This is a genomic window from Pseudocolwellia antarctica (genome assembly GCF_049933045.1).
Taxonomy (GTDB): Bacteria; Pseudomonadota; Gammaproteobacteria; order Enterobacterales; family Alteromonadaceae; genus Pseudocolwellia.
On the sequence record NZ_CP187926.1, the window covers coordinates 4,132,383 to 4,153,814 of the forward strand.

Below are 21,432 nucleotides of genomic sequence, written 5' to 3' on the forward strand. Positions count from 1 at the left end.
CCTCTTCCGAGGTGCTTTGAATATAAGCAATATGTTTCGTTAACAATTAAATAGGAGAATCGTAATGCTAGGACAAATGATGGAGATGCCACTCACAATTGGCAGCCTCATTGCTCATGCGGAACGTTACCACACCCACACTGAAATTATCTCAGTAGAAACCACAGGCGAACGAATCACGAGTAACTGGGGAGAAGTCGGACGTAATTCTCGAAAACTTGCTTACGCACTTCGTAAGCTTGGTATTGCTGGCGGAGACCGTTGTGCAACTATTGCTTGGAATAATCGTCGTCACCTAGAAAGTTATTTTGGTATTTCTGGTGGGGGCATGGTGTGCCACACTATTAATCCACGTTTTTCTCCTGAACAACTTTCCTTTGTGGTTAATGATGCAGAAGACCAAGTCTTACTTTTTGAACAATCTTTCTTACCTTTAGTTGAAAAAATTTATCCATTACTGAAAACCGTTAAACACTTCGTTGTGATGGGTCCTCGAGACGAAAATATTGCTCAAGCGATCGAAGGATTGTTATTTTATGATGAGCTTCTTACTACAGGTGAAGCTGATGCACCTTGGCCAGAAGTCGATGAGCGTTCGGCGTCAAGCTTATGTTATACCTCTGGCACTACTGGTAATCCTAAAGGTGTGCTTTATTCGCATCGTTCTACGCTAATGCACACATTAGTGGGCAATCAACCTGACGGTCTTGCACTTTCTGCACAAGATACTGTTTTACCTGTTGTACCTATGTTTCATGTAAATGCATGGGGAGTTCCTTACATCGCGGCGGCTAACGGCTGTAAGCTTGTGTTACCAGGTCCTAACTTAGATGGGAAAAGTATTCTCAACCTAATTGATGATACTGAAACCACTATAGCACTTGGCGTTCCTACCATTTGGATGAACTTATTAGCGGCACTTGAAGCTTCAGATTCTACATTAGCAAGTTTGACACGCACAGTGGTAGGTGGGGCACCATTACCGCCATCCATGATCCCAGTTTTTGCCTCTTACGGTGTTGAGTTGTTGCATGCATGGGGCATGACAGAAACTTCTCCAGTAGCAACAATTAATCAGTTTTTACAACGTCATAGCGCTCTATCTGACACAGAAAAAACCACATTACGTACAGGACAAGGCAGACCATTATTTGGTGTCGACTTACGCTTGCTTGATGAAAACGGTGAATTACTTCCTCATGATGGAAAAACGCAAGGTGATCTTCAGGTTCGCGGGCATTGGGTTGCTAAACGTTATTTCGGACAAGATAAAGATGCACTGACCGATGATGGTTGGTTTGATACCGGAGATGTTTCCACGATTGATGAAGACGGTTTTATGATCATTCGAGATCGCTCCAAAGATATTATTAAGTCGGGAGGAGAATGGATTTCTACCGTTGAGTTAGAAAATATAGCTATTGCACATCCTGAGATTGCGAATGCCGCAGTGGTTGCTGCTCGACATGACAAGTGGGATGAACGCCCAATTGTTATCGCCGTTAAAGCTCCAAACATGAACCCTACTGAAGAAGATGTTTTAGCTTTTTATAAAGGAAAAATTCTATCGTGGCAGATACCTGATGCGGTTATTTTTGTAGATAACTTACCACTGGGTGCAACGGGCAAAGTACAAAAAGCAGAATTACGTAAACAGTTTGGTGAACATTTAATGGATAAAGGAAAACAGAATGACTAATAATACAGTACAAAACACCTCCATTGATAAAACGGCTCTGGATCAAGATCTCAGTGATCTTACTGCTGAAAAAGGCGAATGGGCTCAAACAAGTATTGCCAAACGTATTTCAGTATTACTTGACATTAAAGAGTGTCTTTTACCTGTTTCAGAAAAATGGGCTAAAACAGCAGGCCGTAAAAAAGGTATACCAGAAGATTCTGCTTTAGTTGGTGAAGAGTGGATTTCAGGTCCATATACAGTGATGTCTGCCTGTAATGCTTTACTGCAAACACTCACAAAAATGGAAGGGAAAACTTTTCTTAATTCACTGAAAAAACGTAAAACACAATCAGGTCAACTCGCTGTAAAAGTATTACCGCATTCTATTTGGGACCATTTATTGTTATCTGGCGTTTCTGCAGAAGTTTGGATGGAAGATAAAGTTACAGAAAGTAACCTTGCACAACATACGGCAGGCAGTTACGACGTACCTCCAGAACAACGTAAAGGTAAGCTCGCTCTAGTTTTAGGTGCAGGTAACATTGCATCAATAGCGCCATTAGATGTTTTTCATAAAATCTTTAATGAACATCAAGTGGTTATCTTGAAAATGAATCCTGTTAATGAATATCTAACAGAATTTTTAAATGAAGCGTTAAAGCCTCTGATTGATTTGAATGTTCTACGTATAGTAAAAGGTGGTGCTGATGTAGGTGGTTATTTGTGTGAACATTCAGATGTGAATGAAATACATATTACCGGCTCGGGTGCCTCACACGACATTATTGTTTGGGGACCAGGTGAAGAAGGTGTTCGTAATAAAGCAGCGAACACTCCTAAGCTGACTAAAACAATCACATCTGAGTTAGGTGCAGTTTGTCCTACCATCGTAGTGCCAGGGCCTTGGTCATCAGCAGACTTAAAGTTTCAGGCTGAGAACATAGCAACACAAAAAATGCATAACTCAGGTTTTAACTGTGTTGCCTGCCAAATGCTTATTTTACCAAAAGGTTGGGATAAGAAAGAAACGCTACTGAAAACGATTGAAGAAACCATAGGTAATCTCGATCCTCGCCAGCCTTATTATCCTGGTGCGGCAGATCGTTTATCAGAGTTTGAGAAAAGCGCGAATAATGTTGTTAAATTTGATCGTGGAACCGTTACACCTTTATTGGTTAGCTCTGAAACCGATTCAACTAACGATAAGTACCGTATGACTGAAGTTTTTGCTCCAGCACTTGCGACACATGAAATATCAGAGCTAGATCCTGAAGCCTATTTACGTGCAGCGGTTAAATTTGCTAATAACGAACTGTATGGAACATTGGGGGCTAATATTGTTGTTCACCCTAAAACCATCAAGCAAATGGGGAAAGAGCGTTTTGAAGAGATAATTGCTGAATTACGTTATGGAACTATCGCTATTAATACGTGGAGTGGTCTCGGCTTTTTAACTCCTGCTTGTCCTTGGGGAGCATTCCCAGGTCATACCTTACAAGATGTACAAAGTGGTATTGGCTTCGCACATAATACGTTTATGTTCGACAAACCTGAACGTGTGATTGTGCGCTCTCCTTGGCGACCGTTCCCACGTAACCTATTATCAGGTGAGCTAACGTTATTGCCGAAACCACCATGGTTTGTTACTAACAAGAAGCAGGATAAGATTGGGCAGTTACTTACACAGTTTCAACATTCGCCAAGCTTTTTGAAACTACCTCGTATCTTTTTTAATGCCTTGCGTGGTTAAGTTATCCGAGCGTTTAAAAGCGCTTTCTAAATAAGCGGCTTATATTTAGGTAATGAATATGAAGTGTATCTTGAATGTTATGATATTCTTTTGTTTCATTACCTTTATTAAAGTCACTTATGAACAAAGAACAGGTACAAAATTACTTATTGAGTAAACCCAAAGCCTTTGTAAATTATCCTTTTGGTGATGGCGTAGAGGTTTATCGCGTTAAACATAAAATGTTTGGATTTTTATCTTTAGGTAAAGAGACTGAAAAGTCAGATAGCAAAATGTCAGGGCATTATTACATCAATTTAAAATGCGAACCTGACGAAGCCTTAATGCTACGCGACATATTCCCTTCTGTGATCCCTGGTTACCATATGAACAAACGCCACTGGAATACCATTATTCTAGATGGCTCTATTCCACAAGGTGAAATAGAGCGTATGATCGACAACTCATTTAAGTTAGTAGTGAGTAAAATGGCCAAGAAAGATCAGCAGTCGCTTCTGATCAAAATGTAGTTAAGTTTGAATTAACTATACAACTTTCACTACTTATTATAGTTAGTGATATAATGGCTTGATAAACACCAACAACGTTCCGTTTTTATCTTTAATCTTCTTCTCGTCTTTATAGTTATGCTTTAAATGCTCCAACTATCTAAAAATCATATTTAGGAAACCCATGTCGTTATTATTCGCAATGTTCTCATTCTCTTTAGCTATGTCCATTTCACCAGGGCCTGTGAATATGGTGGTGGTATCTTCAGGAGCTAATTACGGGATCCGTAAAACATTTGCATTCGTTTCAGGTGGAGCGATTGGCTTTACATTATTGCTGTTATTTGTTGGTTTAGGATTTTCTAAAGTTATAGATCTATATCCACACTTTCTTGATGTTTTAGCGGTTGTTGGGTCATTATTTATTGTTTATATGGGTTATAAAATAGCAAGTTCAAAGCCTAAAGTTGATATAGAAACTCGTGCCCAACCTACATTTAGTCAAGGTTTCTTGTTGCAGTGGTTAAACCCTAAAGCTTGGATCGCAAGTATGGTCGGTATTTCTTTATTCTCTGTGCCAAACAGTAATCTAGAGTTCTTAACCTTTGCTTTTATTTATTTTGTTGTATGTTACGGCTCACTTTTTATCTGGTCAGTAGTCGGTAAGAAAGCGTCAATATTGTTGAATAATGCCTTTAAATTAAAGTGTTTTAATTACCTCATGGGCGGGTTATTAATCGTTACAGCGTGCTTTTTACTTTATACACAGTTTAAGTAAATGATAAATTAGGACTGTTGGGATCGCCTCGATTCAAAACAATGGAACTATCTATTTACCAATAAACTCACAAATCTTAGATGCTATATAGCTGCTACGCTTAGTTTCGAAAGATTGTCGATTGTGGCAAAGGTACAAGGGTTCACCGACTGAATATTCAAGTGGATGAATACGAATAGCTGATTCTTTATGGAAGGCATTTACAGCGTGTAAGGGTAAAATAGTAAAACCTATACCACGGCTGACAGGCTCTAAAATCAAACTGATTTGATTAGAAAATCCTTTACGATCAAATTGTTCTATATGCTCAAAGGCTGGAAAGTTTTTACTTAACAATAACTGTGCATGATGAGCTGCATCAGGATGAGATACAAAACCTAATTCAAGTAATTGCTGCCAGGTTACTGATTCAATATCACTTGAAGTAACTAATAATAAAGGCTCTACGGCTATTTTCTTACAAACAACATGCTTGGCTTTGCTTAATTCCGTTAATAAACCAATATCAATTTTCCGTTCAATAATTTTCTCTTCAATATCGCTGTTTGGCGCAAAGCTGTAATCAATAACTAAGCTTTTATGTTGTTCTTGTATGTTTAATAAATACGGATATAGCTTTAAACCGACACTACCAGGAGAGGCTATTTTAACGCTGCCAGTAAATGGCTCATCTAACTTAATTGAAGCCTCTAATTCCGTTAAGTTGTTCAGCAAATACTTACCTTGTTGATAAAGCTTTACACCCGCCGAAGTTAATGAAAAAGATTTCCCATCACGTATCAATAATGGCGTATCGAGTTGTTGTTCTAGTTTTTTGATGTGCTGACTAACGCCCGACTGGGTCATAAATAGCAATTCAGCCGTTTTAGTGAAATGTCCTGCATCAGCAAGAGTACAGAACGTTTTAAGCCAATTAGGATTTATCATTACGAAATGTACTCATTATTATTAAAAATGATAATTTTTTATACTTTATCACTAAGCGTACACTTTGCCCATCAAATGAGTTAAGCAAGTCTTCAAGGAAAAACTATGAGCAAAGCATACCCAAGAACATTTTCACACATAGGCATTTCAGTTCCTAGTGTAGAAAAAGCCGTAAAATTTTATACAGAAGTACTAGGCTGGTACTTAATTATGGAACCAACTGAAATTGTAGAAGATGACAGCCCAATCGGCGAAATGTGTACCGATGTGTTTGGAGCTAACTGGGGCAAGTTTAAAATTGCTCATATGTCGACGGGTGATCGTATTGGCGTTGAGTTATTTGAATTTAAAAACCAAGAAAACCCTGAGAATAACTTCGAATATTGGAAAACAGGTGTTTTCCACTTTTGTGTACAAGATCCAAACTTAGAAGAGTTAGTTGAAAAGATTGTTGCTGCTGGCGGTAAAAAGAGAATGGCAGAACCACGCTATTACTACCCAAATGAAAAACCATACCGTATGATTTACATGGAAGACCCATTTGGTAATATTCTTGAAATATACAGCCATAGCTATGAATTAACTTACGCTGCGGGCGCTTATTAATTAGCGCTATATGAATAAGCGTTGAATAATTTTAAGCCACAAATAATAAAGCCACATCATTTGTGGCTTTATTTCTTTAATACTTGGTAATTACCCAAAGAGATTAATAACAGGTCATTCAAAGTCGTTCATTATTAGCTAATGAACTGCGTGAACCATAGAAGATAGTAATAACCAGTCACCTAAGAATTTCTTTTTAAACACTAACATCGACCTACCTTTAAATGTAACTTCTGCTTTATCGCTATTAGTAGACTCAAGGTAAAAAGTAAGAACAATAGTTCCTACGCCACCTTTTTCAGTAATAGATTCTTGTTCGTATTTTAAAGTACCATCCATTTCAGGGAAGAAGGTTTCATACCAAACTTTTATATTCTCACTGCCTTTAATAAGTCCTAAGTCTGGGCTGGCATAAAGACTATCTTCATCATAAAAAGACATCAAAGTTTCAATATCTTTATTATTAAAAGCATTCGCCCAGTCAGCGATTGTTGTTTCTAAGGCTTTAACCTCACTGCTTTTTTTGACTTCTTTTACTTCATTAGCCTTATCAGCATCTTTCTTGGTTTTATAGGTTGGTTGCTTTAAAGCTTCTGCTAATCCAAAAGCCGACGAGATACCCGAAAGTGACATTGTGGTTACAAATAATAATGATAATAAAATTACTTTTTTCATGCGTATACTCCATAAATAGTAGATTGAGTTCAATGAGATCATTTACATGTGACTCTCAATTTTTTAAACGGCATTAATTCAGAATATCTCATGTGCTTTTGATAAAGCAATAACAACGACTTCAATATTAAAAATTGGGAGGAATATAACTGCCTGTTTCCCATTTTACTACAAACGATAAGTCGCTAAATTGTAATATTGAATGTAATCATAATTTTTAGCTGGTTTAAGGTTAACAATCACCTCTTAGAATACGATTTTATATCGTTCAGGTTAGTTACTTTAATGAGATTTTTCGACTGTTGAAACCAATAACCACTCATTCTCTTAATATTCAAATGTGTTAAAAAACTTATAACCTTTTTGATATAAATCGACCTCCTTTATACCTAAAGACTGCTGTTTTATAAATGTACCAATAAACATTTTAATTACGCGTACATATCTATATTTATTTACTACTTTCACTTCTTTTTTATCTGTTTTTATTACCCTGTAACTTGCTGTTTTATATTGGTTATATTTGCCATTGAAAATATTTTTAATTATCGATAAATAAATATTGCTAAAGTTTAAATTCAGGTATATAAATCGCAAAAAAAATAACCTAATAAATATACAAATTTAGGTGTTCTAAATTAAGTTTTTTCAGAGAGCAATAATGCCAAAGAACCAAGTAAATTCACTGATTGATAGTTTGCCAGAAGCGTTAGTTAATTTAATCGCACAATTGATCCGTAGCCCAAGTGTTGTGGGTGCCGAACATTCATTTTTTCGCGTTTTACAGCGAGAGCTAGAAGAGCGAGGCGCTAAAGTAACTTGGTATCAAGGCATACTTGTTGCTCAAGGTAACGATCCTGAAAGTGTGTTTTTTTCAGCACATATAGATCGTCACGGACTAGTTTGTACTGGTCCTAATGAGTTTCAATATGCAGCATTTGTATCTGCCAATCGTTCGGGTTTATTAGGTAATTCAGCTGACGAAGAGCTGATGCGTAAAATTGTTAAGCGCTATCCTGAGCAAAGTGTTTACGCTTACGAGCCATGGTCAGGTGCTTATCGTGGCGCTGGAAAAGTTAAACATTCGTACATTTGCCCTAAACGTAAAAATCTGATTTTTGAATTAGACAATTTACAACATTTAGTTGCAGGTACACCGATTGCTTTTACCGACAAATTATCGATAACCGATGAAGCCTTAGTAGGTCAAATCGATAATGTGTTAACAGCAGCAGTACTTGTTTATATGTTTGAATTAGGTTTTGAAGGCACGGCCTTTTTTACTGCTGAAGAAGAGTGTGGCAATAGCTGGCAATACTTATTGGAATGGTTTTTACGCTTTGGTGGGCAAACTAACCAATTAGTTGTTGTTGATACGAGCCCATTTCCTGACTTTGAAGCCGCTTCAAAGCAAGATCTTGTTTTACGTAATTGCGATGCGAATGCGAGTTTCAACCAAGCGTTAACTGAAAAGTTAGCTCGTACTTGTGAAAAGCATAATTACAGCGTTACTTTTAAAGATGAATACACACAACAAATTAATGTTGAAAGGTTAGCTCAGGATCTTGATGTTTTTTCTCTGGGTTCAACTGAAATGGGTAAAATTATTAACGGTTCAAACGGAATAGTTGATGGTACAACATTACAAATACCGACCTCTGGATACCATACCATGTCGGAATCGGCGCCAATAAAATCAGTGGCTGCCTTTTTAGATATTATTATCGACCTTGCTAAATTAGAGAACAGAAATGCATAAAACCTTAATCATTTGTGATGATATAAATGACGTATCAATTGAAAACTCAACTGGCGTTATAAGTTTCAAAGATTACTTAGAACAATACCCAAAAAAGGGTGAACCTAAAACTCGCATTATTAACTTATGTGATACCGCTCAGTATTTGAGTAAAGGTTATTATTGTTCGTTATTGGCTGAAGCTAGACAGCATCAAGCATTGCCAAGTGTTAAAACAATAAACGAACTGCGTGATATTTCTGAAGATCATAGCTCAATTATTGATAATATTTTATCGTTAACAAAAAATGCTAACGCTACTGAATTCCTGATCTTTTTAGGGTGGACCGAAGATACTCGTATTCAAAAATCAGCACGTAAGCTTTTTGATTTATTTCCAGCACCTATATTGAAAGTAACCTTTTCAGATAAAGGTATTGCTGATATTTCACGCTTATCAATTACTGAATTGTCGGCTGAAGATAAAATCTTATTTTTAAATCAACTTAGCCACTTTACGGGTGCTGTTTGGCGGACTAATAAATCTAAAGCGCAACGTTGGGAAATGGCTATTTTGGTTAACCCAGATGAAGCTTTTCCGCCGAGTTGTGACCAAGCATTAAAACGCTTTGTTAAAGCGGCTAAAAAGTTTGGTATTAAAGCTGATTTAGTAACGACGACTGACGCCGCACAAATTCTAAATTACGATGCGTTATTTATTCGCGAAACGACCGCTATAGATCACCACACTTATAAAATTGCGCGTAAAGCTGAATCTGCAGGTTTAGTGGTATTAGACGATCCCGACTCTATTTTAAAATGCTGTAATAAAGTGTTTTTACATGATGCGTTTAATTATCAAAAAGTACCAAGCCCAAAAACCTCTGTATTTATGCAAGGCGGTGACGAACTGATTGCTAACATTGAAGCAGAGTATAGCTATCCTATCGTATTGAAAATGCCAGAAGGTTCATTCTCAAACGGTGTTTATAAAGTTGAAAACAAAGAAGAGTTAGTTGAAAAGTTAGCTGAATTATTTGAGCTTTCAGCTTTAGTACTGGTACAAGAATATTTATATACAGATTTTGATTGGCGTATTGGTATTTTGAATGGTCGACCTATTTACGCTTGTCGTTATCATATGGCACGTAACCATTGGCAAATTTACAACCACACAGCGAGTAAAAAATTCTCGTCAGGTGACTTTGATACGTTACCAACATTTGAAGTGCCAAAAGCCGTATTAGATGCAGCAATAAAGTCAGCTAACCTAGTCGGTAATGGGTTTTATGGTGTTGACTTAAAACAAAAAGATAAACAAGTTTATGTGATTGAAGTGAATGATAACCCAAGTGTCGATCACGGTATTGAAAACGCTTATTTAGGCGACGAACTTTATATGCTGATCATGGCTGAATTTCAACGTCGTTTAGAAGAGAGAGGCCGTTAATTGAACACACAACCTGATACTGCTATTGGGTTTGAAGAAGTGCAATATCGTAAAGCGCAATTATCAGATATAAACGATTTACTTGTTATTGAATCGACGTGTTTCACTTCTGACAAGATTAGCAAACGCAGTTTTATTCGCTGGATAAATTCAGACAACGGTATCTTTATTGTCGCGCACCGTAATCAAGAAGTTGTAGGTTACGGTTTGGTTTATTGCCATAAAGGACGGCGATTAGTTCGCTTATACTCGATGGCCGTTTTACCTGCTGCGCGTAAGCAAGGTATTGCTGAACATTTATTACAACAACTTGAACAAGCAGCTGCTGCCCAAGGCCGCTTGTTTATGCGTTTAGAGGTTAATAAAAATAATCATAACGCTATTCGTTTATACGAAGCGGCGGGTTATCGCATTTTTGGCGAGTATTCAGATTATTACGAAGATCATAGTGATGCGCTGCGTATGCAAAAGAAAGTTTTGCGTGCGAATACGCATCAAATATCTCGTATAACACCTTGGTATGCACAAACAACAGCGTTTACCTGCGGTCCTTCAGCTTTGATGATGGCAATGACTTCGTTAGATGACGAAATAGAATTAAGCCAAGTATTAGAGCTGGCTCTGTGGCGTGAAGCAACCACCATCTTTATGACGTCAGGTCACGGTGGTTGTCATCCTATTGGTTTAGGGCTTGCGGCTAAGCGACGTGGTTTTGAAGCCACGGTATATATTAATACTGAAGATGTGTTATTTACCGATGGTGTTCGCACTGAAGATAAAAAGCAGATAATGACAACGGTTGATAATCAATTCAAAGCAGAGGCGCTTGAGCTTGGTGTTGAAATTAACTATCAAACCGTTGAGCAAGACCAAATATCCCTTTGGCTTGAGCAAGGTTATGCTGTATTAGTATTGATCAGTACTTATCGCTTAGATGGTAAAAAATCGCCTCATTGGGTTACAGTAACGCACATTGATGATATGTGTTTATACGTACATGATCCTGATTTAGACGAACATGAGCACAATGGTTTTGACTGTCAGCATGTGCCTATCGCACGTGATGATTTTGACAAAATGGCGAGTTTTGGTGCAAGCCGACTTCGTACAGCTGTAGTGATCAAAAAATAAAAACTTAACATAAGATGGCGATTATAATAGGTCGTCATTTTTAATTGTTTCAGTCTATTTCTATTCGGTGCTTATCCATTCAATTTATTCTCAATTGATTATAATAAAGGTAGATGCCTTTTAATGAGTGGATGTACTTTTATGAGTATGCTTTTCTTATATGTATTTATCGCTATTGTCGTTTCCTTTATCTGCTCTGTTTTAGAAGCTGTTTTACTTAGTGTTAATCACGCCTATATTGAAAACCTGACTCGAAAAGGTTCGGCTATCGGTATTATGTTCAGAAAACTAAAAGACGATGTCGGCAAGCCACTAATTGCTATTTTAACGTTAAACACCATAGCTCATACTATTGGGGCTGCAGGAGCTGGGGCACAAGCTGCGCTAGTATTTGGTAATACTTATGTTGGTATTTTTTCTGCTGTTTTAACACTATTTATTCTTATCTTTTCTGAAATTATTCCTAAAACAATTGGCGCACATTATTGGCGAGAACTCGTGCCTTTTACTGCTCATACATTAAGATTCATGACATGGAGCTTATATCCATTTATTAAATTAGCAGAGCTCGTAACGTCACCCTTTGAGAACAAGTCGATTGTTACAGGTTTAAGCCGAGATGAGTTTGTAGCTATGGCAGAATTAAGTACAAAAGAAGGGCAGTTAGGCGTACAAGAATCCAACTTACTTAAGAGTTTAATGCTGCTGAAAGGAGTGAATGTTAAAGATGCGATGACGCCACGTATGGTGATGTTTACGCTTTCTAGCACCTTGTTAGTTGAAGAATACTTTCATAAATACGATAAAGTTTACTTTTCTCGAATACCTGTTTACTGCGATGAAATGGAAAATATTATTGGTTATGTACTTCGTAGCGATTTGTTGCTGGCACAAGCAAGAGGTAATGGTCGTAAGTCTGTATCGAACTATCTTTATTCGATAGTCACAGTCGTTGATTCCATGAGAATAAAACTCGTGTTTCAAAAGTTACTAAAAGAGCGGTCTCACTTGATGATAGTGGTTAATGAATATGGAAGTGTGCAAGGACTTATCACCTTAGAAGATGTGATTGAAACCATTTTAGGCTTAGAAATTGTTGATGAAAAAGATAAAACCGTTGATATGCAGCATAAAGCACGTAAATTATGGAAAAAAAGAGCAAAAGAAAATGCTGTTGATTTAGACACTTAAGATTAAAGAGGGTTAGCTTAACTATTTTTGTAAGGCGTATTCGTATAGAATTAGCCGTGTAATTATTCCCTAGTTTTTAATTCGTTAAAACTTAGGTAAATTATAATAACCTATTTAGGGGTTACTATATTTCCAAACAGTAAAGCTGAACAAGCTTCGCCTTCTTATCTCTTTCTAAAAATGACATAAAACAAATGAATGAAACAACAATAGCAACGCATAATGGTAATTTTCATGCAGACGATGTTTTCAGTATCGCAGCACTTAGCAACATTTTTCCTACGTTTAAATTAATACGTACACGAGATTTAGAACTTATTGGCAAAGCTGATTTAGTGATAGATGTTGGCGGCGTATATGATGCAGACGCAGGTCGTTTTGATCATCATCAACGTGGTGGCGCTGGCGCACGTGAAAACGGTATTCCTTATTCTTCATTTGGCTTGATCTGGCAAAAATATGGTTTAGAAATATGTGGTGGTAATCAAGACGTTGCTAACTCAGTTGATGCAGGTTTAGTGTCAACAATCGATGCTATAGATTGTGGTCATGTTGAAGGTGTTCCTACTGGTATTAGCCTTAGCCAAACCATTTCAATGTTTAACCCAACATGGCAAGAAGATAAGCATGTAGATATTTGTTTTGATGAAGCTGTTGTATTTGCATCACATGTTTTAACTCGCTTTATCGCCTCATCAAGTGGTGGTATTAGTGCTAAAACTATTGTGGCAGAAGCCATTGAAAATGCCGAAGATCCACGTGTTATCGTATTAGAAAAATACATTCCATGGAAAAGAACAGTTCACGCTTTATCTCAAGAAGCGTTATACATGATCTACCCATCACAATCAGGAGAATGGCGCATTCAAACCGTGCCTGTTGAACCTGGTTCGTTTGAAGACAGAAAGCCATTACCTGCAGCTTGGGCTGGTTTAGCCGATAAAGAGCTACAAGACGTAACAGGTATCGCCGATGCAATGTTTTGTCATAACGGATTATTTATTGCGGGTTCAGAGTCTTTGGAAAGCACAATGAAAATGGCTGCTATGGCACTTGCAGAGTAAAAGAGCTTTACTTAAAAAAGCATAAATTACAAAAAATGGGATAACATGATTGTTATCCCATTTTTTTTATGTACTATTCGATAATGGCTTTATACCAAACGGATTAATTTATTGAGCAACTTAGAGCTACATTAGCAAGCTGAGAACAAGCAAAATTGATTAAACATAGTTATTCTATATTTTTTTAATTTTGTGATGTTATCGGTTTGCTAATGAGCTCCCGAAGGGCGAGAATTTAAAGGCTCATATGCCGCGTTATTGATTTTGACAAGGTTCCTACATGGATGTAGGACATTAGGGTAACGCAGGAGCAGTTACCGAGAATAACCATTCTCTTCAATCAATGCCTCGCCTACATGGATGTAGGTGCTTAGGTTCAGTCTGGAACTATGAACCTGTGCCTCTAAGCCTTTAAATTCTCGCTAAGTGAGCAATAAATTAATCCGTTTGGTATCGGTTCTTTGAGTCTAAAAAACTTCTCAACTCATTTAATGCCGCTACCGAAAAACCTCTGTCATAAAAATAGATAACCTTGCCATTTTTATCTAACAGGATGACCCTCGTGTTATTAGGCGTTTCGTTACCTGTATATTCTTGAATTCTTTCACCATCTTCATAAACGGTAACAACACCTTTCCATAATTCTTTTGGAATACCTTTACGCATACCGTTATTGATCATAGTACTGAACATACGAGGAAATAAACCTTGAATCGTTGGTATTTCATAAACATCAACTAGGGTTTCAGTCATATCTAAACCAATTAACCAACGGTCAATGTCGAATTGAGAATCTTGTTTATAACCTACTAATAATAAAGTTAACTTACCCTTAAAATCTTCAGGTAGATTGACCTGCTCTTGCTCTAAAGATTCGCCTAACACAGAAGGAAATGTGCTACCTGTAATGTCTTTATTTGAATAAGTTGTACTACAACCTGTCGCTATAAATATGAAACAAGATAATAGAAAAATACGCATTTGAATACTCTCTTTTGAATAATGACTTTGTATTACTTAGGTTATATAAATCAATACGATGTAAAAGTAAGTTTAGCTCACAATTTTTTTAATATTCCAACATTTTACCTTTTTATACTGCCAGCATTTCATCTATAAAGTGCTCCAAATCTTAAATATATCGATAAAATGATGATTTAATTTAAACCAAAAAGTTTTTTCCAACGTATTGAGCTAATGAAAACAGAAAACACAGTATTTATTTCAATTAATATGAGGAATTTATTATGTATTTTAAACCAACAATCATAAGTGTAGCTGAAGCAACACATTACTTAGTAGGCGGAACCGATGTTGATGATAATTTTACTGCCTTACCCGTTTTGGGCGATGTTGTAATATGTAACTCTTTGTCATCGGCAAAGCAATTGTTACGTGATAATGATATGTTAGAAGCTCAGTTAACCTTACAAACTCCTTACGACGAGATGTGCGGTTTACCAACATCCAAAGTTACGCATGAAACTGTATCATTATAAAATAGTGCAACTTTAACTAAAGGAAAAGTTAATATGAATTTAACCCTCCATCTTAATGTTTATAATCATATCGTTACAAATGGTGAGAAACAGGGCGATAAGTACGTTTTGGGCGAATTATCGGCTTGGCACGACTTTGACGGATATACCTGCTACCTAGGTTATAAAGAGCTGACTATGAGCTTATATTTTCATGGTAAATTTGCTTACGACTATGAAAAAGATCCAACACGAGAAGAGTTCATCGCTTTGATCGAAAAAATGGAATCAGAGTTATAAAATCTTGCCTTTACATACCTTAAATAATAGCGACGACTGGCTGATCACTAACGACAGTGTGATGGGCGGGCTATCAAAAGGTCATACTTTTGTTGAAGATAATACTGTAACTTTTTCAGGCTTTTTATCTACTGAAAATTCAGGTGGGTTTAGTAGTGTATTTAAAAAGCTCTCTGGATTATCTGAGTCTATAAAGTCAGTCACTATTGCTATTAAAGGCGATGAAAAACCTTATCAATTACGTGTTAGAACGCAAGTTATGGGCTACGAACTGGCTTATAAAATTAACTTTGATACAAGCATTGATACAGTAACAAATCACACATTCAAATTATCTGATTTTGAAGCATCATTTAGAGGACTAATTATCAGTAATGCCCCTTTATTAAAGGCTTCTACTATTACCCATGTTGGCTTTCTGTTATCAGCTAAACAACCAAGCCACTTTTCTTTAAACATTTACTCCATCGAATTTATATAAAACTTCCCTTTGTTTTGTAACAACAGATGTTTTCTGCGACATTTTGCTTTCATCTGCTATTTTTGTCTGACTTAATCAAATAGAATTCATCACTTAAAAGAGATTTATACTTAAATCTGTACTTCATTATGAGTTCAATTAAATTTCCGTTACCGCAGTGCAAGCTACCTGCGAAATAAATTAAAAGGAATGTTGCTGATGACTGCAACCGAAAAACAACCTGTTGTATTAATTACTGATTACGCTTGGCCTGATCTCGATATTGAAAAAAGTATTTTAGAAGGTGCTGGCTATAAAGTGGTTTCTGGGCCATCAGCTCCTGCCTCAGCAGAAGTGATTGAAGCGCTTATGTTAGAGCATCAACCTGATGTTGTATTGTTTTGTTGGGCACCTGTCACTGAAAAAGCTATTCGCAGTGTTCCTCATTTAAAACTAGCGGCACGCTTAGGTGTAGGGCTAGATAACCTAGCCGTTGACGTATGTACTGAACTAGGGATTTGGGTAACCAATGTGCCTGATTACTGTGTTGAAGAAGTATCTGATCATACAGTAGCAATGTTACTTTCTTGGGCTCGAGGTTTAGTGCCTTTTAACAAGAAAGTAAGCGAAGGTGTTTGGGAACCTGCTGGCGCTAAGTTATTGCGTGTAGCTAACCTAACTGTTGGTATTTTAGGTTATGGTCGAATCGGTCAACGTACCGCAAGTAAATTAAGACCTTTCGGTTGTGAATTATTAGCTGTAGATCGCTCTCCTGATGAAGATGATATAGAGTTTTGTGATCTTGAAACCATGGCTGAACGTAGTGATGTACTGATTGTACAAACGCCACTTACACCACAAACGCATCAGTTAATTGATCAAAATATTTTAGACCGCATTAAACCAGGCGGATTATTAATTAATGTTAGCCGAGGTGGTGTGGTTGATACGAATGCGGTAATTAATGCTTTAGCGAGCGGTAGACTTTCATCTGTAGGACTTGATGTTTTAGAAGATGAGCCTAATGTTCCTGCTGAGTTACGTGATCATCCTAATACTATTGTTACGCCGCACGTGGCTTTCTCGTCTGATGCATCACTTGAAGAATTACGTGTTCGTGCCAGTGAAGAAGTTATTCGCGTACTTAATGGCGGAATACCTGAACAAGCGAGAAACCAACCTCGCGGTAAGCAATCTGACTATTACGAATAAAGCTAGTAAAGGTACAAAGATATATAGAAAGTGATTATTGAAAGGCAACTACAAACTAAATTGTTTGTAGTTGTAATCTTGTGAGTGATGAATGTTTTTCGAGTTTGTTGTGTTAACTATTAGAGGTAAATATGAATAAAGTCAGCCCAAAAGCGTTGCTTCACAGTAAGTGGACTAAAGTTGAAGTTGAGAATAAAGAAAAGCATTTTGTAGTAACTCAACTTGAGATGGATGACGAACAGCGTATTGTTGAATGTAAAATTGAAGCCGTTATGTCTAAAAATGAATATTCAATCAACTGGCGCGATTTAAAAAATAGTGAGTGTTGGAAAATAGGCTGGAAGTAGTTAAGTTACCTTGGAGCATTTAAGTTACTTTGATGAAGATACCCGTTTTATTCATCTTTCTTGTTAGTGAATACCTGTTTGATACACACTTGTTTAGAGAGCTTTGATAATCGGATAGAACAAAACGCCTATTGCCCATTTTGCTTACATAACTTCTGAGCTACAGCTTCAATTTTAGGTCCTAATGAAAACGAGATAAGCCACGCCACAGGCCAAGCAAATAAGAAAGCTCGAGCCCAACTAATGAGAAAACCATCAACCAGTCCTAAATTAATGAAAGTTACCCATACGGTCATCAAAAAACATAATACAAAAGACATTAACAGTGAAAATACTAAACGGTACGACAAAAGTTTTACTCCAAATTTGGGGAGGTAGTTAATATATCAAAATAGCCTGACAATATTGATTTTAACAGAACTTCGCTTTTTTTTGTTAGTGCTAAAGTTACCGCTCTGCCATCGTCTTCATCTTTTGTTGCGCATAACAAAGCATCTTCAACTAACTTTTTAACAGCACGACTTAATACGGGTTTAGATACATCTAACCGACTCACTAATTCTGATGCGTAAAGCCACTCACGATCTAACTCACGATCAATTGCCATGAGTATTAAAAAGCGTAATTGAGATAAGCCATGTGATGCAAAGTAATCGTCTAGCTTTCGTATAAGTGAACTATATTCCCTCAGACCTTCAAGCCGTTGAGCTATTTTCTGACTTTGATCAGGACAAAATTCATCACTATAGCGCGTTATCATTGCTTGAGTGGGTAACTCTTTTAAGAAAAACATGTAATTAGCCTAAGTGATTCATAGCAACAATATCTACAGGTTTCTCTAACCAAGTTTCGTACGCGACGAATACTTTCTGAGTATAATCTTGCAGGTAATGTAATTGTAAAGCTGATTCGTTAACCCATTGTTCATAAAGAAATAATTCAGTTTGGTCAGTGTTGGTATGAATATCAAATTGAATGCAGCCTGTTTCATGACGAGTTTCATCAAGGATAGATAATATAGCTGCTTTAGCCGACTCAAAATATTCTGCTTTTGGGGTGATAGTTGCAAAGACACAGTGCATATTGATACTTCCTCGTAGGTAATAGATCATTAAAACCACAAATTAGTTACCATGATAACTAATTTGTGGTTAATGTCAATTCATGCACATGAGTTATCGCTTTTGATTCCAGTAAGCGCTGGCGTAAAGTCTATATTTCTTATACTCACAGTTATCACTAAAATGTACTTTTAGCTGTCTTTATGGGACGAGATAAAGTATTGATTAATTTATTTATCAAAGGGTTGGGAGGATATAGCTTATTGAAAAAGAAGACAGGGACAAAGATAAACGCAGCCAGCTTTTAGTGTTATCTATTAAAGGCAGTGAAATTATGACTCTGTTTAAAAATGTTGAAAGCCAAGCCTTTAATCGCATGATAAAAAACATTTCGGATTAAGAGATCAAGAAATTTGCTCAACTATCAGCGCAGCTTAAACAAAACTTAGAATAGAACTTCCTCCATAATTATATTGAGGAAGTTCTTTATAAGCTAATAAGTCTTAATTTTGAGGTTTTAGTTAGTTAATGATTTGGTAAATGTATTCTTTTCGAAATAGTCACAACATGTAATCTTACTTCTTAATAACGATTAACTTCCCTCTACCAAGGTATTGATTTTCCTTCCCAATCTAAATAACTTGCTTTGCCATCTAGTTGAGTATGTTCAACGATGTTTAATAATTGCTTAGCAACAAATTGGCTTGTAAATAACTTACCTTTAGGCACATTCTTCTGAAAAGGTTTTGAAAGAGGGCTGTCGGTAGTGCCTGGGTGGAAAGAGATCAGCTTGATGTTTTTCGCTCTTCTGGCTAATTCCACAGCGGTAGAAGTTAGCAGCATATTCATCGCAGCTTTCGAAGAGCGATAGCTATACCAGCCACCTAATCTGTTATCACTTATACTTCCAACTCTCGCAGTAAATACTACTATTTTACAATCTCCTTTATCGCTGAGTATAGGTGTTAGATTTTTCAGCCATAACATAGGTGTGATGGTATTTACGGTTAATATTTTAGTAAAAGCTTCAGGCGAAAAATCTTCTAAACGTTTTTCTGGCTGAAGTTGCTCATTATGTAAAAGCCCATGACAAATATATATTTGAGTTATTTCAAACATGGCGATTAAATCTATTTTTTTCACCGCTAGGTTAATCTCAGATTCTTCGTAACTATTAACATTAATGGTGTTTAAGCAAGCTGATGGTAATTGAAGAAAGCTTTCTTGCTGATAAAACTCAAGTTCACGACTGATAACAATAAGCTGAGTATTATCATTGTTTTTCGCGCCTGCAATAACTTGTAGTGACAGAGCTTTAGCAATTTCGCTATTGGCTCCGATGATCACTATGGTTTGATTTTTCATGGTAAATTCCTCCCATATAGGTGTATTACCTGTACCAAAATATGGGTTAAAAGTTAGAAATAGGGCGGCTCAATTTGGCTTTATTAAATAAATGCCTTGAGCCAATTATTAATGACAAGGAACTACAGTGGAGCCTCTAAGGTTCCTCTTCCTATTCATGTCTGATCTTTGAGGATCAGCTTTTATTTTTTACTGGGTATTCAGCGAGCAGCGGTTAACTCTTAATGAATGAGTTAATGTTGATTTATATTAATAAAACGATAGCAATTGAGTGCAGAAGGTTAACGACAAGAGTGAGTACTAACCTCATTCGTAAATAGCTTTGGGTTTCAGCTGGAGTATCTTCTTGTACGTTGGTGATCAAATATTCCGCAACAAATAGAATGAAGTAACCAAAAGATAAAAATAATAAGGCGTAAAATGTTGATAAAAATAAACAGACAAATGCATATAAACAGAGAATATTACTGATAATTTGAGCATTTAGATTACTTGCTGAGTTATCTGAACGCCATAATGAACCCGCAATAAAGCTAAAAATTATGGCGCTATAAAAAGTAAATCCCTGTAGTGGATCGATGAATATATCATTTACAGGGTATTGAAATAACGATAAGAAAATGATGAAAGGGATGACCCCTGCATAACCTAATATTTTATATGTTTTCATTGTGATTGCTCCTCTCTTATTGAGTTTGTAGGAGAGCCGTTTACAGGTAAGTCGGTAATGATTTTATCTGGCTTGGCATAACTTAAACGTGAAAGGCGTGTGGTGTTATGGTAACTATCAAGCCCAGAGATACAGGCAGTTTTTAAGGCTTCTATATCAATGTGACCATCTTCTTGAATAACCTTGTCTTCACAAAGAATATGAGAGATTTCCCCAATAATAAGCTGAGTATTATTGAGTGCGATAGGCACAATTTCTTGTAAAGTTAAGGCGTATTTTAAGCGACTTTCTTTAACGAAAGGTGCGCTTACATCGTTAATATACTGTTCAGTTAAACCTGACTGTGTAAACTCACTTTCTTCTTGTGTATAGCGAGCTGAACTTTGATGCGCTTTGCGATAGAAGTCGGTTGATACTTGGTTAATCGTGTATTGCTTTGTATTTATAATGTTATTAAGAGTATGTCTATCGCCATTATCTGGTCGCATGATAAAACCCACTAATGCTGGCGATGCACCTAAATGAACAACAGAGCTGAAAATAGCTAAGTTGCTTTGACCACTCAGGTTTTGCGAACCAATAAGGTTAGCGCTTTTAAACCCCGATAAACTATTGATGAATTTTGCTCGATACTTCTGTGGCATCGATTTCAAATCATCAGCATTATATTGTTTAAGTGAAATACCTTACCCCTATTAACTTCTTATACTGTCCAATACGAGATAAGTTGCTTAAAGGATCTAAAAAGTGGAAGGTTTATTACTTTCTGAGCTTAAAAAACTAGGTTAGTTATTGATAAATAAAGAATTAAAATAATGGATATATAATGAAAGATATGCGTGTTTAGGCTGTTTTTTTATAGAAAGTTTACTTAGTAGATAACGTACTTATAAGAAACGAGCTATATTGGAGTGTGTTATCGATAGTTGATTCTAAAGTGTATGTGTAAAGAGACTTTACTTATAGAGGAGTGTTTATAGAGCGTGCTTATAAAGGATGAGGTAACCTGCACTACAGTCGAATGAACAACCGCAGTACAGATATAACTAATATCGATAAC

The 21,432-nt window shown here is 36.5% G+C and carries 24 protein-coding genes; 15 read left to right on the forward strand and 9 right to left on the reverse strand.

Features of this window, described 5'->3' with window-relative positions:
• The first annotated feature begins 64 nt into the window (after positions 1 to 64).
• From ACPUVN_RS17950 to ACPUVN_RS17965, 4 genes are all read left to right on the forward strand, one after another.
• Positions 65 to 1,699, forward strand: a complete 1,635-nt coding sequence (locus tag ACPUVN_RS17950; RefSeq protein WP_426369574.1) for a long-chain fatty acid--CoA ligase — start codon at positions 65 to 67, stop codon at positions 1,697 to 1,699.
• A complete protein-coding gene (locus ACPUVN_RS17955; RefSeq protein ID WP_426358947.1) occupies positions 1,692 to 3,431 on the forward strand; it encodes an aldehyde dehydrogenase family protein in 1,740 nt (579 codons plus the stop codon). Before ACPUVN_RS17950 ends, ACPUVN_RS17955 begins: the two co-directional genes overlap by 8 nt.
• A 119-nt stretch (positions 3,432 to 3,550) precedes the next feature.
• On the forward strand, positions 3,551 to 3,940 hold the full coding sequence (locus ACPUVN_RS17960; RefSeq protein ID WP_426358946.1) for an MmcQ/YjbR family DNA-binding protein: 390 nt from the start codon (positions 3,551 to 3,553) through the stop codon (positions 3,938 to 3,940).
• Positions 3,941 to 4,103: 163 nt separating this feature from the next.
• The gene (locus ACPUVN_RS17965) at positions 4,104 to 4,697 is read left to right on the forward strand and encodes a LysE family translocator (RefSeq protein WP_426358945.1); all 594 of its coding nucleotides are present in this window, start codon (positions 4,104 to 4,106) and stop codon (positions 4,695 to 4,697) included.
• Between the two features lie 51 nt (positions 4,698 to 4,748).
• On the opposite strand, the gene ACPUVN_RS17970 is transcribed toward ACPUVN_RS17965, so the two are convergent.
• A complete protein-coding gene (locus tag ACPUVN_RS17970) occupies positions 4,749 to 5,624 on the reverse strand; it encodes a LysR family transcriptional regulator (protein ID WP_426358944.1) in 876 nt (291 codons plus the stop codon).
• 105 nt (positions 5,625 to 5,729) lie between these two features.
• Between ACPUVN_RS17970 and ACPUVN_RS17975 the strand changes: the two genes are divergently transcribed.
• Positions 5,730 to 6,230, forward strand: coding sequence for a lactoylglutathione lyase family protein (locus ACPUVN_RS17975; protein WP_426369575.1), 501 nt, complete (start codon positions 5,730 to 5,732; stop codon positions 6,228 to 6,230).
• Between the two features lie 138 nt (positions 6,231 to 6,368).
• On the opposite strand, the gene ACPUVN_RS17980 is transcribed toward ACPUVN_RS17975, so the two are convergent.
• Positions 6,369 to 6,905, reverse strand: a complete 537-nt coding sequence (locus ACPUVN_RS17980) for a YybH family protein (RefSeq protein ID WP_426369576.1) — start codon at positions 6,903 to 6,905, stop codon at positions 6,369 to 6,371.
• A gap of 661 nt (positions 6,906 to 7,566) precedes the next feature.
• On the opposite strand from ACPUVN_RS17980, the gene ACPUVN_RS17985 reads away from it, so the two are divergent.
• From ACPUVN_RS17985 to ACPUVN_RS18005, 5 genes are all read left to right on the forward strand, one after another.
• Positions 7,567 to 8,664 (forward strand): peptidase M42, encoded by a 1,098-nt coding sequence (locus ACPUVN_RS17985; RefSeq protein WP_426358941.1) that lies wholly within the window; start codon positions 7,567 to 7,569, stop codon positions 8,662 to 8,664.
• Complete coding sequence (locus ACPUVN_RS17990; protein ID WP_426358940.1) at positions 8,657 to 10,093, forward strand: RimK family protein; 1,437 nt, start codon at positions 8,657 to 8,659, stop codon at positions 10,091 to 10,093. The genes ACPUVN_RS17985 and ACPUVN_RS17990 overlap by 8 nt, the downstream gene beginning before the upstream one ends.
• A complete protein-coding gene (locus tag ACPUVN_RS17995) occupies positions 10,094 to 11,224 on the forward strand; it encodes a peptidase C39 family protein (protein ID WP_426358939.1) in 1,131 nt (376 codons plus the stop codon). It abuts the gene before it with no gap.
• 141 nt (positions 11,225 to 11,365) lie between these two features.
• Positions 11,366 to 12,415 carry a CNNM domain-containing protein gene (locus tag ACPUVN_RS18000; protein ID WP_426369577.1) on the forward strand — a complete coding sequence of 350 codons (1,050 nt, stop codon included), beginning with the start codon at positions 11,366 to 11,368 and terminating at the stop codon, positions 12,413 to 12,415.
• Between the two features lie 194 nt (positions 12,416 to 12,609).
• Complete coding sequence (locus ACPUVN_RS18005; RefSeq protein WP_426358937.1) at positions 12,610 to 13,479, forward strand: MYG1 family protein; 870 nt, start codon at positions 12,610 to 12,612, stop codon at positions 13,477 to 13,479.
• Between the two features lie 438 nt (positions 13,480 to 13,917).
• On the opposite strand, the gene ACPUVN_RS18010 is transcribed toward ACPUVN_RS18005, so the two are convergent.
• Positions 13,918 to 14,460 (reverse strand): hypothetical protein, encoded by a 543-nt coding sequence (locus ACPUVN_RS18010; protein ID WP_426369578.1) that lies wholly within the window; start codon positions 14,458 to 14,460, stop codon positions 13,918 to 13,920.
• Between the two features lie 266 nt (positions 14,461 to 14,726).
• Between ACPUVN_RS18010 and ACPUVN_RS18015 the strand changes: the two genes are divergently transcribed.
• The 5 genes from ACPUVN_RS18015 to ACPUVN_RS18035 all read left to right on the forward strand — a co-directional run bounded on the left by ACPUVN_RS18015 (position 14,727) and on the right by ACPUVN_RS18035 (position 17,276).
• Positions 14,727 to 14,978, forward strand: a complete 252-nt coding sequence (locus tag ACPUVN_RS18015; RefSeq protein WP_426369579.1) for a DUF6482 family protein — start codon at positions 14,727 to 14,729, stop codon at positions 14,976 to 14,978.
• 33 nt (positions 14,979 to 15,011) lie between these two features.
• On the forward strand, positions 15,012 to 15,257 hold the full coding sequence (locus tag ACPUVN_RS18020) for a DUF3081 family protein (RefSeq protein WP_426369580.1): 246 nt from the start codon (positions 15,012 to 15,014) through the stop codon (positions 15,255 to 15,257).
• Positions 15,258 to 15,261: 4 nt separating this feature from the next.
• Positions 15,262 to 15,738, forward strand: coding sequence for a CIA30 family protein (locus ACPUVN_RS18025; RefSeq protein WP_426369581.1), 477 nt, complete (start codon positions 15,262 to 15,264; stop codon positions 15,736 to 15,738).
• Between the two features lie 198 nt (positions 15,739 to 15,936).
• Complete coding sequence (locus ACPUVN_RS18030; RefSeq protein ID WP_426369582.1) at positions 15,937 to 16,929, forward strand: C-terminal binding protein; 993 nt, start codon at positions 15,937 to 15,939, stop codon at positions 16,927 to 16,929.
• 131 nt (positions 16,930 to 17,060) lie between these two features.
• Positions 17,061 to 17,276 carry a TIGR02450 family Trp-rich protein gene (locus tag ACPUVN_RS18035; protein WP_426369583.1) on the forward strand — a complete coding sequence of 72 codons (216 nt, stop codon included), beginning with the start codon at positions 17,061 to 17,063 and terminating at the stop codon, positions 17,274 to 17,276.
• Positions 17,277 to 17,404: 128 nt separating this feature from the next.
• Here the strand turns inward: ACPUVN_RS18035 and ACPUVN_RS18040 are convergent, their stop codons facing one another.
• The 6 genes from ACPUVN_RS18040 to ACPUVN_RS18065 all read right to left on the reverse strand — a co-directional run bounded on the left by ACPUVN_RS18040 (position 17,405) and on the right by ACPUVN_RS18065 (position 21,016).
• Positions 17,405 to 17,596 carry a DUF2798 domain-containing protein gene (locus tag ACPUVN_RS18040; protein WP_426370584.1) on the reverse strand — a complete coding sequence of 64 codons (192 nt, stop codon included), beginning with the start codon at positions 17,594 to 17,596 and terminating at the stop codon, positions 17,405 to 17,407.
• Between the two features lie 35 nt (positions 17,597 to 17,631).
• Positions 17,632 to 18,069: a MarR family winged helix-turn-helix transcriptional regulator gene (locus tag ACPUVN_RS18045; RefSeq protein ID WP_426358929.1), complete on the reverse strand. Its 438-nt coding sequence runs from the start codon at positions 18,067 to 18,069 to the stop codon at positions 17,632 to 17,634.
• Positions 18,070 to 18,073: 4 nt separating this feature from the next.
• Positions 18,074 to 18,358, reverse strand: coding sequence for a putative quinol monooxygenase (locus ACPUVN_RS18050; RefSeq protein WP_426358928.1), 285 nt, complete (start codon positions 18,356 to 18,358; stop codon positions 18,074 to 18,076).
• Between the two features lie 582 nt (positions 18,359 to 18,940).
• Positions 18,941 to 19,702 (reverse strand): SDR family NAD(P)-dependent oxidoreductase, encoded by a 762-nt coding sequence (locus tag ACPUVN_RS18055; protein WP_426369584.1) that lies wholly within the window; start codon positions 19,700 to 19,702, stop codon positions 18,941 to 18,943.
• A 244-nt stretch (positions 19,703 to 19,946) separates the two neighbouring features.
• Complete coding sequence (locus ACPUVN_RS18060; RefSeq protein WP_426358926.1) at positions 19,947 to 20,372, reverse strand: DUF3429 domain-containing protein; 426 nt, start codon at positions 20,370 to 20,372, stop codon at positions 19,947 to 19,949.
• Entirely contained in the window at positions 20,369 to 21,016 is a 648-nt protein-coding gene (locus tag ACPUVN_RS18065; RefSeq protein WP_426358925.1) for a flavin reductase family protein, read from the reverse strand. Before ACPUVN_RS18065 ends, ACPUVN_RS18060 begins: the two co-directional genes overlap by 4 nt.
• Positions 21,017 to 21,432: the final 416 nt, after the last annotated feature.

Excerpts from the sequence above, each read along its gene's own strand:
- ACPUVN_RS17955 (WP_426358947.1), top strand. The coding sequence starts at position 1,692 with ATGACTAATAATACAGTACAAAACACCTCCATTGATAAAACGGCTCTG.
- ACPUVN_RS18065 (WP_426358925.1), bottom strand. The coding sequence starts at position 21,016 with ATGCCACAGAAGTATCGAGCAAAATTCATCAATAGTTTATCGGGGTTT.
- ACPUVN_RS18060 (WP_426358926.1), bottom strand. The coding sequence starts at position 20,372 with ATGAAAACATATAAAATATTAGGTTATGCAGGGGTCATCCCTTTCATC.
- ACPUVN_RS17950 (WP_426369574.1), top strand. The coding sequence starts at position 65 with ATGCTAGGACAAATGATGGAGATGCCACTCACAATTGGCAGCCTCATT.
- ACPUVN_RS17970 (WP_426358944.1), bottom strand. The coding sequence starts at position 5,624 with ATGATAAATCCTAATTGGCTTAAAACGTTCTGTACTCTTGCTGATGCA.
- ACPUVN_RS18045 (WP_426358929.1), bottom strand. The coding sequence starts at position 18,069 with ATGTTTTTCTTAAAAGAGTTACCCACTCAAGCAATGATAACGCGCTAT.
- ACPUVN_RS17960 (WP_426358946.1), top strand. The coding sequence starts at position 3,551 with ATGAACAAAGAACAGGTACAAAATTACTTATTGAGTAAACCCAAAGCC.
- ACPUVN_RS17990 (WP_426358940.1), top strand. The coding sequence starts at position 8,657 with ATGCATAAAACCTTAATCATTTGTGATGATATAAATGACGTATCAATT.
- ACPUVN_RS18010 (WP_426369578.1), bottom strand. The coding sequence starts at position 14,460 with ATGCGTATTTTTCTATTATCTTGTTTCATATTTATAGCGACAGGTTGT.
- ACPUVN_RS18000 (WP_426369577.1), top strand. The coding sequence starts at position 11,366 with ATGAGTATGCTTTTCTTATATGTATTTATCGCTATTGTCGTTTCCTTT.
- ACPUVN_RS17980 (WP_426369576.1), bottom strand. The coding sequence starts at position 6,905 with ATGAAAAAAGTAATTTTATTATCATTATTATTTGTAACCACAATGTCA.
- ACPUVN_RS18035 (WP_426369583.1), top strand. The coding sequence starts at position 17,061 with ATGAATAAAGTCAGCCCAAAAGCGTTGCTTCACAGTAAGTGGACTAAA.
- ACPUVN_RS17965 (WP_426358945.1), top strand. The coding sequence starts at position 4,104 with ATGTCGTTATTATTCGCAATGTTCTCATTCTCTTTAGCTATGTCCATT.
- ACPUVN_RS18050 (WP_426358928.1), bottom strand. The coding sequence starts at position 18,358 with ATGCACTGTGTCTTTGCAACTATCACCCCAAAAGCAGAATATTTTGAG.
- ACPUVN_RS18015 (WP_426369579.1), top strand. The coding sequence starts at position 14,727 with ATGTATTTTAAACCAACAATCATAAGTGTAGCTGAAGCAACACATTAC.
- ACPUVN_RS18005 (WP_426358937.1), top strand. The coding sequence starts at position 12,610 with ATGAATGAAACAACAATAGCAACGCATAATGGTAATTTTCATGCAGAC.
- ACPUVN_RS18030 (WP_426369582.1), top strand. The coding sequence starts at position 15,937 with ATGACTGCAACCGAAAAACAACCTGTTGTATTAATTACTGATTACGCT.
- ACPUVN_RS18040 (WP_426370584.1), bottom strand. The coding sequence starts at position 17,596 with ATGTCTTTTGTATTATGTTTTTTGATGACCGTATGGGTAACTTTCATT.
- ACPUVN_RS17985 (WP_426358941.1), top strand. The coding sequence starts at position 7,567 with ATGCCAAAGAACCAAGTAAATTCACTGATTGATAGTTTGCCAGAAGCG.
- ACPUVN_RS18055 (WP_426369584.1), bottom strand. The coding sequence starts at position 19,702 with ATGAAAAATCAAACCATAGTGATCATCGGAGCCAATAGCGAAATTGCT.
- ACPUVN_RS17975 (WP_426369575.1), top strand. The coding sequence starts at position 5,730 with ATGAGCAAAGCATACCCAAGAACATTTTCACACATAGGCATTTCAGTT.
- ACPUVN_RS18020 (WP_426369580.1), top strand. The coding sequence starts at position 15,012 with ATGAATTTAACCCTCCATCTTAATGTTTATAATCATATCGTTACAAAT.